Consider the following 13,051-nt stretch of genomic DNA (forward strand, 5'->3'; position numbering starts at 1 on the left):
CCCGTCATTCCGGGGCGCGAGTGAAACGAGCGAGCCCGGAATCTCGGGATTCCGGGTCTGGTGCTAACGCACCATCCCGGAATGACGGCTTTACCGCCCGCCTTCTTCCCAGCCACCACAATCCGAGATTCCAGATAAGGCAGGTCGCAAGCGTAAGGGTAAGCGCGATCGCGGAGCCGAGCCGTGGTGCGGCGAGATGAAGGACGGCAAACGAGAGTCCAAATCCCATCAATCCCCAACCGCCATTCGCGATCAGGGCCGCCGTCGCCGGTCCGCCGATGCGCGGGTGCAGAATCAGCATCATGCTGGTCAACACGATCGGAATCAGCGCGATGGTGCCGCTCAGCTCGGGTCCGATCCAGCCGGACAGGGTGACGACGGTAGCCACCAGCGTTGCGACCAGGCCGGCACGGAGCGGCACGTCGTACCATCGGCGCGTGATCAGCGGCATCTTGGCGTGGCGATAGCCTCGCAGCAGCGGCAGGCAGACGGCAAAGGCGACCGCATTCGCGATCAGGCCGCTCGCAAGCGTCCAATGTACGGTTCGCTCGATCGCGGCGAGCAAAATCCAGACCCCCATGGCGCCACCGATACTGACAAAGGCGTTGCAGCGCTGCGCCAGCACCACATAGGTCAGCATGAGGAAGAGGGTCGCGGCATTGATCGCAAGGCTCGCCAGCGCGCCTTCGGCGATGAAAGCGGCACTGTGATCGAGCGCGAGAAACACGTAGGAAGGACCGGCCGAAATCGGCAATGTCGCGATCAATGCGCCGATCACCGGGCCGGATCGCTCGGTGACGACGGACGCCGTCACCACGAAGATGGCCGCCACCGCCATGCGCAGCGCGAGCAAAAGGATGAAAGAAAGATCGGGGGACATTTGGGCCTTCTTAACCCTCCCCTTGAGGGGGAGGGTCGTCTCACATCGAGTGCAGCTCGATGTGAGACGGGGTGGGGTGATCTCTCAATACCTGTGGAAACGACAGGCTATCACCCCACCCCGCCGCTCATTTCATTCGCGTCGACCCTCCCCCTCAAGGGGAGGGTGACGACGGGTTCCTCACACCGTTCGCATCGTCACCGAGACCTTGGGGCCGTTCCGGATGGTCTGGTAAACCACGCAATAGCGCTCGGTGAGTTTCAACAGCAGATCGAGCTTGTCCTGCGGTGCAGAAGTATCGACGTCGAAGCGCAGCCGGATTTCCCGAAAGCCAACCGGCGCTTCCTTGTCGACGCCGAGCGTGCCACGAAAATCGAGATCGCCTTCAGCGCTGACGATCCCCGTTTTCAACGGCACCTCGATCGCGGTCGCCACCGATTTCAGGGTGACGCCGGCGCAGGCGACGAGGGCTTCCAGCAGCATGTCGCCGGAACACAATTCAAGACCGGAGCCGCCGGTCGCCGGATGCAGGCCAGCCACCGCGAGCGCACGACCGGTTTCGACCTTGCAGGCGATCCCTTCGTTGTCGATCGAGCCTTTCGCCTTCAGCGTGATGAGGGCTGCTTTCGGATCGGTCTTGTATTTTTCCTTGATCGGTGCCTGCGTGGCGCGGAGTTGGGCGGCGTCCATGTTGGTTTTCTCCCGGATAAAAACAAGTGCTGGATTTAATGGCTTCGGAAGCGGATGTCACCACCACATCGCATCGCCCGGTGAATTCGAATTCGGATCGATGTCCGGCACGTTGCGGTCAAGAGATCGGTCGAGCGCGGTCATCACGCGCCGCTTGAATTTGTCGAACAGCGGTGAATTGCGATCGCGCGGCCGCCCCAGGTTGACCTTGATCTCCGCGAACAGACGGCCCGGCCGCGGCCGCATCACGAAAACGCGATCGGCCAGCACCACCGCCTCGTCGACGTCGTGGGTGACGAGCACCAGGGTCGGCCTCGTATCCGCCCAGAGATCGAGCAGGTGATCCTGCAAATCCCTCCGGGTGAAGGCGTCGAGCGCCGAGAACGGTTCGTCCAGCAGCAGCACTTCCGGCTGCGGCACCAGCGCACGCGCGATCGCGACGCGTTGTGCCTGACCGCCGGAAAGCTCACGCGGCCATGCGCTGGCCTTGTCGGTCAGGCCGACCCTCGTCAGCGCGCGCGCGACCGTTTCGCGCCTGATATCGGCGCTCAGGTCGGACAGCCCGAAGCCGATATTGTCGGCGACGCTGAGCCACGGTAGCAGCCGCGGTTCCTGGAAGATGATTCCGATTTTCGCGTGCGGCGCGCAGATCGCTATTTCATCGAGGGTCACCCCGCCTGAGGTGGCGAGGTCGAGACCGGCGACGGCGCGCAACAGCGTCGACTTTCCACAGCCGGAGCCGCCGATAATGGCAACGATTTCTCCGAGATTGATGCGGGCGGAAAAGCGCTCCAGCGCATGGACGCCGTTGGGGTAGGTCTTTCCGATTGCGTCGAGCACGAGCATCAGGCGGCCTCGCTTTGGCGGCCGAACGCATCCTGCCATCGCAACATCGGCGCCGTGGCGGTCACGATCAGCCAGTCGGTGATTTTGCCGAGAACGGCGAAAACCACGATCGCCGCCAAAATCTGCGCCGGTTTGCCGAGTTGCTGGCCGTCGAGCAGGAGAAAGCCCAGTCCTTCGGACGCGCCCATGAGCTCGGCGGCGACGACGAACATCCAGCCCAGTCCGAGGCCTACGCGCAGCGCGACGACATATTCTGGCAACACCGCGGGCAGAAGGATGCGCCGGATCATCGCTGGTCCCGAGAGGCGGAAGGTGCGCCCGACCTCGACGATCTTGCGGTCGACCGACAGGATTGCGCCCATCACGCCGAGATAGACCGGAAAGAAGACGCCCACCGCGATCAGGGCGATTTTCGAGGTTTCGAAAATGCCGAGCCACAGGATGAAAAGCGGCACCCACGCCAGCGAAGGGATCGCGCGCAGTGCCTGGACCGTCGGGTCGAGCAGCCTTCGAGCCAATCCCCAATAGCCCGAGATCGCGCCAAGGATGGTGCCCGCGATCACGCCGAAGCCGAATCCGGCCAGAACACGCGTCAGCGTTGCCGTAACGTGAAGGGCCAGTTCGCCGCTGCGCGCCAGATCAAACAGTTCGGTGAAGATCCGCGACGGCGGCGGCACCAGCCGTCCGCTCGACAGCCCGAGCCGGACCACGGTCTCCCAAGCGAAGGCGGCGGAAAGCGGGAGCACCAGGCCCAAAGACCAGCGCGCGTACCCGCGCGGCCGGCCCGAGGCGGCCGGGCTAAGCTCGATCTCAGGCTTGGCAGCCGAAAAGGTGTCCACCGTCATGACCAGTAGCAAAACCGCGTCCTGCGGGAGATTGCAAGCTGGAGGTGCGGTGTAGCCGCGTCGTTACCCTCTCCCCCTGCGGGAGAGGGTGGTTTCGAGCGCTAGCGAGAAACCGGGTGAGGGGATTGGCTTCCTTGAGCGAAATAGCCCCCTCACCCGGCTCGAATTTCGCTTTGCTCATTCTCGCCACCCTCTCCCACAAGGGGAGAGGGTAAGACCGTGCTCGTGCTTCGTTTGCGAGGAAGGTTAGTTCGTCGGCAGCGGAACCTGATCGTCGATGAGTGCGTCGAGCGCGGTCCTGACGTCGACCTTGGCGTCGATGACGCCGGCCTGCTGCAGCGCGAGCCCCGCGGCAAGGATCGACTCCCGCTGCGGCGTGCCGATCCGGCTGTAGGAAAGATCGGTCCGCTCCTTGAATTGCCTGTCGGCGACCGCGTCGGTAAGCCGCGTGGCCGCGATGAACGACTTCTTCAACGCGTCATAATTGGCGAGCGCATATTTGCGCGCCTCCTCGTAAGTGGCGAGCACGCGGCGCGCTTCGTCGGGATGCTCCTTCAAGAACTGTTCGCGGACATTGAGGATTCCCCAGGTGTTTGCCTCCGCCTTGCGGAAGAACAGCCTGGCGCCGTCCTCGATTTCCGCCTGCGCCATCATCGGATCAAGCCCCGCCCATGCGTCCACGTCGCCGCGGATCAGCGCGGTCTTGCCGTCGGCGTGCTGCAGCAATACTGGGGTGATGTCCTTTTCGCTCAGGCCGGCAGCCAGTAGCGCCCGCACCAGGAAGATGTGCGGGTCGGTGCCGCGCGTTACCGCGACGCGTTTGCCCCTGAGGTCGGCAACGGTCTTGATCGGGGAATCTTTGGTCGTGACCAGCGCGGTCCATTCCGGGCGCGAATAGACATAGATCGATTTGATCGGGTTGCCGTTGATCCGGGCAACGAGCGCGGCGGAACCGGCGGTCGAACCGAAATCGATCGATCCGGCATTGAGGAATTCCAGCGCCTTGTTGGAACCGGCCGATTGCACCCAGACGATCTTGATGCCGTCCTTGGCGAATTCCTTCTCCAATAGCCCATTCTGCTTGAGGATCATCGAGACGGGATTGTAGGTCGCCCAATCCAGCCGTATTTCCTTGAGCGCGTCGGCAGCGGAGGCGCTTCCCGGGATCAGCGCGGCCAGCGCCATCATCGCGACCAAGACGCGCCGTAAAATGAAGGACATGGTTGAACTCTCCGTCTAGTGCGGCGAATTTGAAGTTCCTATCGGTATCGCGGCAAGTTGGTGATAGGAACTTCAAATTCAAAGCCGCACTAGCATTAAAAAGTTGGTAGAGCTCCTTTGATTCCGAAGTTCGCATCAGAGGTCGCCGCGATAGCTCGCGAACTTCGGAATCGGAGCTCTAATGCGGCGAATTTGAATTTCCTATCGGTATCGCGGCAAGTTGGTGATAGGAACTTCAAATTCAAAGCCGCACTAGCATTAAAAAGTTGGTAGAGCTCCTTTGATTCCGAAGTTCGCATCAGAGGTCGCCGCGACAGCTTGCGAACTGCGGAATCGGAGCTCGAGGGGCGACCGCGATCAAAAGCAGATCGCACGCCCAGGCGTCAACGCGACTTTCGCCCGTCCTCGCCCGGACACGATAAGCCATTTTGTTTCAATTGGTTAATTTGACACTGGGTCGGAAAATCTCACCCTTTGACCCCTCAAAGGCGGCGCATACCTTATCCAGAATGAAGAGAACGGAGCATGGGTCTTTTGCCCACCATGGAATGTCCGTGACAGCGTGCGAGCCGTCCGATATCGGGGTGGGCGATGGATAATGTCGTCATTCAGACCCGACCCGAGGCCGACGAACGTTTCGATACCGTGAGGATCACGGCCGCGGTGGACGCGCTTGCCGGAGAACATGCCGGACGCGAAGACGTCTTTCGAGCCGCGGTCGCCAGATTGCTGAAGGCCGAACTGATCGCCGCGCGCGAGACCGCGCAGGCGGTGTTGTTGAAGGATCGGCACGGTCGGCGCTGCGCCGAACGGCTCTGTTTCGTCCAGGACGAGATCATCCGCATCCTGTTCGCTGCCGCCACGCGCCATCTGTACCGTTCACCGATCCCCTCGGGTGCCGAACGCATGGCGGTCGTCGCCACCGGCGGTTATGGCCGCGGCCTGATGGCGCCGGAGTCCGATATCGATCTCCTGTTCATCCTGCCCTACAAGCAAACCGCCTGGGGCGAGCAGGTCGCCGAGGCCATTCTCTATTGTCTGTGGGACATGGGATTGAAGGTCGGTCACGCCACGCGTTCGGTCGATGAATCGATCCGGCAGGCACGCGGCGACATGACCATCCGTACCGCGATCCTCGAGACCCGGTTTCTGACCGGGGACCAGCCGCTTTACAACGAACTGGTGGAGAGGTTCGACAAGGAGGTGGTGCAGGGCTCCGCGGCCGAGTTCGTCACCGCCAAACTTGCCGAGCGCGAGGAGCGGCACCGCCGCGCCGGCCAGTCGCGCTATCTGGTCGAGCCCAACGTCAAGGACGGCAAGGGCGGCCTGCGCGACCTGCATACGCTGTTCTGGATCGCAAAATATGTCTACCGCGTTCGCGAAACCGACGAACTGCTCGAGCGCGGCGTATTCGACGCGCAGGAGTACCGCACCTTCCGCCGCTGCGCCGATTTCCTGTGGTCGGTCCGATGCAATCTGCATTTCTTCGCCGGCCGCGCTGAAGAGCGGCTGTCATTCGACATGCAGCGCGAGATCGCGGTGCGCCTGGGCTACACCTCGCATCCCGGCATGCAGGACGTCGAACGTTTCATGAAGCACTACTTCCTTGTCGCCAAGGATGTCGGCGACCTCACCGCGATCCTGTGCGCCAAGCTGGAAAACGAACAGGCCAAGCCTGTGCCGGTGCTCAGCCGCGTGATGGCGCGGTTCCGGCCGAGCGTCCACCGGCGTCGGGTGCCCGAAAGCGACGACTTCATCGTCGACAACAACCGCATCAACCTCGCCGCGCCCGACGTCTTCAAGCAGGACTCGGTCAATCTGATCCGGATTTTCCGTATCGCGCAGAAGCACAATCTGGCCTTCCATCCCGACGCGATGCGCAATGTGACGCGGTCCTTGAAACTGATTAACACCGAGCTGCGCGACAATGGCGAAGCAAACCGGCTGTTCATGGAAATCCTGACGTCAAACGGCGCGGAAGTGGTGCTGCGGCGCATGAACGAAACCGGCGTGCTCGGTCATTTCATCCGCGCCTTCGGCAAGATCGTGTCGATGATGCAGTTCAACATGTATCACCATTATACGGTCGATGAGCACCTGATACGGTGTATCGGTTTCCTCCAGGAGATCGAGCGCGGCGGCAACGACGAATTCATCGTCGCCAGCGATTTGATGCGCAAGATCAGGCCCGAGCACCGCGCGGTGGTCTACGTTGCGACGCTGCTCCACGATATCGCCAAGGGCCGCCCCGAGGATCACTCGATTGCCGGGGCAAAAGTGGCGCGGCGGCTTTGTCCGCGGCTCGGCTTCAGCGCTGCCGACACTGAGCTCATAGCGTGGCTGATCGAGGTACATCTGACGATGTCCACGGTGGCCCAATCGCGCGACCTGTCGGACCGCAAGACCATCGAGAATTTCGCAGCCGTGGTCCAGTCCGTCGAGCAAATGAAGCTTCTCACCATCCTGACCACCGCCGACATCCGCGGTGTCGGTCCCGGCGTGTGGAACGGCTGGAAAGCGCAACTGTTGCGCACGCTGTATTATGAGACCGAGCCGGTGCTGACCGGCGGCTTCTCTGAGGTCAACCGCGCCCGGCGCATTGCGCTGGCGCAGGCGGAATTCCGGGCCGCCCTTACCGATTGGCCGGAGCAGGAACTCAACACCTACGTGGCGCGGCACTATCCCGCCTACTGGCTCAAGGTCGAACTGCCCCGCAAGATTCGCCACGCCCGCTTCCTGCGCGCCAGCGAACAGGCGGGCCACAAGCTCGCGATCAATGTCGGTTTCGACGAGGCGCGCGGCGTCACCGAACTCACGATCCTGGCGATGGACCATCCGTGGCTGCTGTCGATCATCGCCGGTGCGTGCGCGTCGGCCGGCGCCAACATCGTCGATGCGCAAATCTACACCACGACCGACGGCCGCGCGCTCGATACCATCGCGATCACGCGCGAATATGATCGCGATGACGACGAGGGGCGGCGCGCGACGCGGATCGGCGACATGATCGAGGACGTGCTCGAGGGCAAGCTGCGACTGCCCGAAGTGGTGGCGCGCCGCGCCGCGGCGCGCGGCAAGGCGCGGCCTTTCGTGGTCGAGCCGGAAGTGACCGTCAACAATCAATGGTCGGATCGCTATACGGTGATCGAGGTCTCCGGCCTCGACCGGCCGGGGCTGCTGTACGAGCTGACCACCGCGATTTCGAAACTGAACCTCAATATCGCCTCGGCCCACGTCGCGACTTTCGGCGAGCGCGCGCGCGACGTCTTCTACGTCACCGACCTGCTCGGTGCGCAGATCACGGCGCCGACGCGGCAGGCCGCGATCAAAAGCGCGCTGCTTCACCTGCTCTCCAGTGAGCAGGTCGCTGCATAACCGACCCGAAAGATCACCGCGGCTTTTGGGGAATCTCGCCAAAGGTCTTGCCGGGTACGAGCGGCTTGAGGCGGATCAGCCGGGAATCTTCCACCGCCGCCTGCCGGTGCTTGACCGCCTCGCGATAGACGGGGTCGCGGATCATCTCGACAAACGCGGCGACGCTCGGGTATTCCGCAATGAAGCAATGATCCCAGCGTTCGTCCGACGGCCCGATCAGCATCAATTCGAAGCCGCCCATCCAGGCGATCCTGCCGCCGACGCGCGTGAAGACCGGCCCGCTTTCGCGGCCGTAGGCAGCATAGGCTTCCGCGCCCGTGGCGGTCCTTCCATCGCCATAGGCGGCGCGATCGCGCAAGCGCACCAGGTTGAGCATGTGAATCGGCCCGGCGCGATCATTCTCGCGGAATTGCGCGAATACTTCCTTGGTCGGATCTATGTAACCTGTCATCGTCGGTGCCTCGCTGGCAGATGGTTGCGTTCTTGCGTCCTGTCGGCAGGCTAGTGGAGCGGATTTGACATTCGCTACCCACCTTAGCCCAAGCTCGTCAAGCGAATGTCAAATCCCAAGCTCCACTAGAATTTCATATTTTCTAGTGGTCTTTCGATTCTAACGTTCGCAAATGTGTCCGCCGCATCGGGATGGGAATGTTAGAATCGGACCACTAGCATGATGAGGGTGATCTGCTCGACATCATGCGCCGGAAAAAAGCAACGGGGGATGCAAAATGAGCGCGATTGCCAATGCCCTGGTAGCGCTGGTCGCAGCGCTGCATGTGTATTTTCTGATCCTGGAAATGTTCCTCTGGACCAAACCGCTCGGCCTGAGGATTTTTCGAAATTCCCCCGAGAAGGCGGCCGATTCCGCGGTGCTGGCCGCCAATCAGGGCCTTTATAATGGATTTCTCGCCGCCGGGCTTGTTTGGGGATTGGTGCAGCCAAACATCACCTTCGCCTTCCAGATCAAGGTATTTTTCCTGGCCTGCGTGATCGCCGCCGGCATTTATGGCGCGGCCACCGTCAGCCGCAGGATCCTGCTGGTGCAGGCTGCGTCCGCGGCAATCGCCCTTCTTCTGCTTTGGCTATCATGAGGCAAGGCTTCCTGGTGGAGTGGATTTGACATTCGCTACCCGCCTAGTACCCACTTTCCGAAGTTCGTGTCCTGTTTCAGCGCCCACCTTTCACGAACTCCGGAAAGTCATGGGCACTAGCAAACCTATGACTCTAGTGCCGCTTTTCGATTTGAAGTTCCTGGATCGAATACGCCGCTTGCACCACAGGAACTTCAAATCGGCGCCACTAGCCCGCAAGCTCGTTGAGCGAATGTCAAATCCCAAACTCCACTAGAATCTTGTACTTGCTAGTGGTCCTCTGATTCTAACATTCGCAAAAAAGCCCGCTGCGATGGGAAGCGAATGTTAGAATCGAACCACTAGCCATCACCTTGCTTTGCCATAATCGTTCATCCACACTCGGTGGATAGCGCTGACCCATCACGGTTGGACGCTATCATCGGCAAAAATCAAAAACATCAGGTGAGGCAGCGACATGAGGAACAGGCTTTTTCATCTCTCAACCGCAACGATGCTGGCGCTTGCGCTGTCGGCCTCATCGGCCCTGGCGCAGAAGAAGTATGATCCGGGTGCGAGCGATGCCGAAATCAAGATCGGCCAGACCGTGCCATTCAGCGGACCGGCTTCCGCCTATGCCACCATCGGCAAGGCCCAGGCGGCGTATTTCAACATGATCAACGAGCAGGGCGGGGTGAACGGCCGCAAGATCAATCTGATCCAGTATGACGACGCCTATAGTCCGCCCAAGGCCGTAGAGCAGGTGCGCAAGCTGGTCGAGAGCGATGAGGTGCTCCTGACTTTCCAGATCATCGGCACTCCCTCGAATGCGGCCGTGCAGAAGTACCTCAATGCGAAGAAAGTGCCGCAATTATTCGCCGCCACCGGCGCGTCCAAATTCACCGATCCGAAGAATTTCCCCTGGACACTCGGCTTCAACCCGAACTATTTCGTCGAGGGCCGCATCTACGGCCAGTTCATTCTGAAAGAATATCCGAACGCCAAGGTCGGCGTGCTCTACCAGAACGACGACCTCGGCAGGGATTATCTGAACGGCATCAAGGCTGGCCTCGGCAACAAGGCCGCAACCATGATCGTGGCGGAAGCCTCCTACGAAGTCTCCGATCCGACGGTTGACTCGCAAATCCTCAAGCTGAAATCGGCTGGCGTCGATCTGCTGTTCAGCGCATCGACCCCGAAATTCGCGGCGCAGACCATTAAGAAGAACGCCGAGCTCGGCTGGAAGCCGGTGCACATCCTCGATATCAACGCCACTTCGGTCGGCGCGGTGATGCAACCGGCGGGGCTCGAGGCCTCCAAGGGCGTGATCAGCGTCAACTACGGCAAGGACCCTCTCGATCCGACCTGGAAAGACGATCCCGGCATGAAGAGGTATTTCGAATTCATGGCGAAGTACTATCCGGAAGGCGACAAGAACTCGAGCTTCAATACCTACGGCTATGGCACCGCTCAGCTCATGGTTCACGTCCTGAAGCAATGCGGTGACGATCTTACCCGCGAAAACGTGCTTCGCCGAGCCACCAATATCAAGGACTTCCAGGCCGATCTTGCGCTGCCGGGAATGACTGCTAACACCACGCCGAACGATTACCGGGTCAACAAGCAGCTGCAGATGATGCGTTTCAACGGCGAGCGCTGGGAGCTGTTCGGTCCGATCATGGAGGACAGCAGCCCGGCGGGCTGAGGCGCGCCGCTCTTTTGCTCGGCCACGGCGAAGAGCCTTTCGCCCGCGCACCCCAAATTCCGGGGCGCGGGTAGGGTTAAGCGTGGGTGAATGCCTTACCGGTCAGGCCGCTACCAAAGTCAGGCGTGATCGCAATTAACCATCGTTTAAGACGGCTTTAAACCAGCCCCGTTACCGTGCCCGCAGCAGCAGGATGTGGGCGTTCGCGGATGGCGTGGGGACGAAAAAAGAGCGGCGGACGCAAGGAGCCGGTATTCGGCCTTGGCGCATCGCTGGCCGAATTGCGCTTGACGCTGAAGGACCGGATCGCGCCAGCCGAAGAAGACAGGCCGAAGAAGCAAGCCCTCAAACGCAAGATCGTCGAAACCGACGATGAGGACGAGGACGAAACCCCGGTCGAGCGAAAGCCGCGTGCAAGCCGGAGCGCGCGCAGGCGAAGGTCGACCCGGAGCCGCCTCAGGCTGTTGCGCCTGGTCTATTGGGGCGTGGTGCTCGGCCTGTGGGGCGCGATCGCCGCGGTCGGCGTCATCGTGTGGGTCGGCGCGCATCTGCCGGCGATCCAGTCGCTCGAAATCCCGAAAAGGCCGCCGACGATCCAGATCACCGGGGCCGACGGCAGCGTGCTGGCCGTCCGCGGTGAAATGCCCGGCGCCAATGTCGCCTTGAAAGAGCTTCCGCCCTATTTGCCGAAGGCTTTCATCGCCATCGAGGACCGTCGGTTCTATTCCCATCACGGCATCGATCCGATCGGCATCGCGCGCGCGGCGGTGGCCAATATCCTGCATCGCGGCGTTTCGCAGGGCGGATCGACCCTCACCCAGCAGCTGGCCAAGAATCTGTTCCTGACCCAAGAGCGCACGTTTCAGCGGAAATTGCAGGAAGTCGAACTCGCGCTTTGGCTGGAGCGCAAGCATTCCAAGGGCGAGATTCTCGAACTTTACCTCAACCGTGTCTATTTCGGCTCTGGCGCCTACGGCGTTGAAGCTGCCGCCCAGCGCTATTTCGGCAAGTCGGCCCGGAACGTGACCCTGGCCGAGGCCGCGATGCTCGCAGGTCTCGTCAAGTCGCCGTCGCGCCTTGCGCCCAACCGCAACCCTGACGGGGCCGAGCAGCGCGCGCAAACCGTGCTTGCCGCCATGGCGGAAGCCAAGTTCATCACCGAAGCTCAGGCGCAGGCCTCGATCGGGCATCCCTCCTACAATGTGAAGCCGGCCGGCGCCGGGACGATCAATTATGTCGCGGACTGGATTGGCGAGGTGCTGGATGACCTGATCGGTCAGATCGACCAGAACGTCGTGGTGGAAACCTCGATCGATCCGAAACTGCAGGCGGTCGCCGAAGCCGCCGTGATCGATGAACTTGCCGCCAAAAGCGTGAGATTCAACGTGACCCAGGGAGCCCTGGTGGCGATGGCGCCGGATGGCGCGGTGCGCGCCATGGTGGGGGGCCGCAACTATGCCGAAAGCCAGTACAACCGCGCGGTGACTGCCAAGCGCCAGCCGGGCTCGGCGTTCAAGCCCTTTGTCTTTCTCACCGCAATCGAATCCGGCCTGACCCCGGAAACCATCCGGCAGGATGCGCCGCTCGATGTCAAAGGCTGGAAGCCCGAGAACTACACCCATGAGTATTTCGGCCCGGTGACGCTGACCCAGGCGCTGGCGATGTCGCTCAATACGGTTGCGGTGCGGCTCGGATTAGAAGTCGGACCCAAGAATGTCGTGCGTACCGCGCACCGGCTCGGGATTTCATCGAAACTGGATGCCAATCCGTCGATCGCGCTCGGGACCTCGGAGGTCTCGCTGGTCGAACTGGCCGGCGCCTATCTGCCGTTTGCCAACGGGGGCCTCGCGGTCTCCCCGCACGTCGTCAACAAGATACGCACCGCCGACGGCAAGGTTCTCTACATGCGGTCCGCCGATCAGCTTGGCCAGGTGATCGAACCGCGCAATGTCGCGATGATGAACACCATGATGCAGGAAACGCTTTTGAGCGGTACCGCTCGCAAGGCCGAGCTGCCTGGCTGGATGGCCGCCGGCAAAACCGGCACCAGTCAGGATTTCCGCGATGCCTGGTTCATCGGCTACACTGCCAATCTCGTGACCGGCGTCTGGCTCGGCAATGACGACAATTCGCCGACCAAAAAGGCGACCGGCGGCGGCTTGCCGGTGGAAATCTGGACCCGCTTCATGCGGGTGGCGCACCAGGGCGTGACGGCGACGCCGTTGCCGGCTTCGCAAGGAAACGGCTTCTTCTCGACCATCGCGCAGGCCAGCCCGCTTGCGAACGTGGGCGCCAATCCGCCATCAACCCCTGTCGCGACCAAACCTGCGCCGACGCGGGCCTCCGTTCGCCCCGAGCCGGCAAGCGGGCTGGATGGCTGGCTGATCAATCACCTGTTCGGACACTAGTCTAGCGCGAG

General features: G+C 61.7%; 10 protein-coding genes. 4 read left to right on the forward strand and 6 right to left on the reverse strand.

Features of this window, described 5'->3' with window-relative positions; genetic code table 11:
- Positions 1–4 precede the first annotated feature (4 nt).
- The 5 genes from VNX23_RS14755 to VNX23_RS14775 all read right to left on the reverse strand — a co-directional run bounded on the left by VNX23_RS14755 (position 5) and on the right by VNX23_RS14775 (position 4,482).
- On the reverse strand, positions 5–880 hold the full coding sequence (locus VNX23_RS14755) for a hypothetical protein (protein WP_325631162.1): 876 nt from the start codon (positions 878–880) through the stop codon (positions 5–7).
- A gap of 180 nt (positions 881–1,060) precedes the next feature.
- Positions 1,061–1,570, reverse strand: a complete 510-nt coding sequence (locus VNX23_RS14760) for an OsmC family protein (RefSeq protein ID WP_325631164.1) — start codon at positions 1,568–1,570, stop codon at positions 1,061–1,063.
- A 57-nt stretch (positions 1,571–1,627) separates the two neighbouring features.
- On the reverse strand, positions 1,628–2,416 hold the full coding sequence (locus tag VNX23_RS14765; RefSeq protein ID WP_325631166.1) for an ABC transporter ATP-binding protein: 789 nt from the start codon (positions 2,414–2,416) through the stop codon (positions 1,628–1,630).
- Positions 2,416–3,261 carry an ABC transporter permease gene (locus VNX23_RS14770; RefSeq protein WP_325631168.1) on the reverse strand — a complete coding sequence of 282 codons (846 nt, stop codon included), beginning with the start codon at positions 3,259–3,261 and terminating at the stop codon, positions 2,416–2,418. The genes VNX23_RS14765 and VNX23_RS14770 overlap by 1 nt, the downstream gene beginning before the upstream one ends.
- 246 nt (positions 3,262–3,507) lie before the next feature.
- Positions 3,508–4,482: an aliphatic sulfonate ABC transporter substrate-binding protein gene (locus VNX23_RS14775; protein WP_325631170.1), complete on the reverse strand. Its 975-nt coding sequence runs from the start codon at positions 4,480–4,482 to the stop codon at positions 3,508–3,510.
- A gap of 591 nt (positions 4,483–5,073) precedes the next feature.
- Here VNX23_RS14775 and VNX23_RS14780 point away from each other — a divergent pair.
- A complete protein-coding gene (locus tag VNX23_RS14780; protein ID WP_325631172.1) occupies positions 5,074–7,857 on the forward strand; it encodes a [protein-PII] uridylyltransferase in 2,784 nt (927 codons plus the stop codon).
- Positions 7,858–7,870: 13 nt separating this feature from the next.
- Here the strand turns inward: VNX23_RS14780 and VNX23_RS14785 are convergent, their stop codons facing one another.
- Positions 7,871–8,308 (reverse strand): DUF1330 domain-containing protein, encoded by a 438-nt coding sequence (locus tag VNX23_RS14785; protein ID WP_325631174.1) that lies wholly within the window; start codon positions 8,306–8,308, stop codon positions 7,871–7,873.
- Between the two features lie 277 nt (positions 8,309–8,585).
- Here VNX23_RS14785 and VNX23_RS14790 point away from each other — a divergent pair, with 277 nt between their 5' ends.
- The 3 genes from VNX23_RS14790 (at position 8,586) to VNX23_RS14800 (ending at position 13,040) form a co-directional block, all read left to right on the forward strand.
- Positions 8,586–8,948, forward strand: coding sequence for a DUF1304 domain-containing protein (locus VNX23_RS14790; protein ID WP_325631176.1), 363 nt, complete (start codon positions 8,586–8,588; stop codon positions 8,946–8,948).
- Positions 8,949–9,405: 457 nt separating this feature from the next.
- Entirely contained in the window at positions 9,406–10,632 is a 1,227-nt protein-coding gene (locus VNX23_RS14795) for an ABC transporter substrate-binding protein (RefSeq protein WP_325631178.1), read from the forward strand.
- A gap of 209 nt (positions 10,633–10,841) precedes the next feature.
- Positions 10,842–13,040 carry a penicillin-binding protein 1A gene (locus VNX23_RS14800; protein ID WP_325631180.1) on the forward strand — a complete coding sequence of 733 codons (2,199 nt, stop codon included), beginning with the start codon at positions 10,842–10,844 and terminating at the stop codon, positions 13,038–13,040.
- The last annotated feature ends 11 nt before the right edge of the window (positions 13,041–13,051 follow it).

This window comes from Bradyrhizobium sp. (assembly GCF_035570375.1).
Classification (GTDB): Bacteria; Pseudomonadota; Alphaproteobacteria; order Rhizobiales; family Xanthobacteraceae; genus Bradyrhizobium.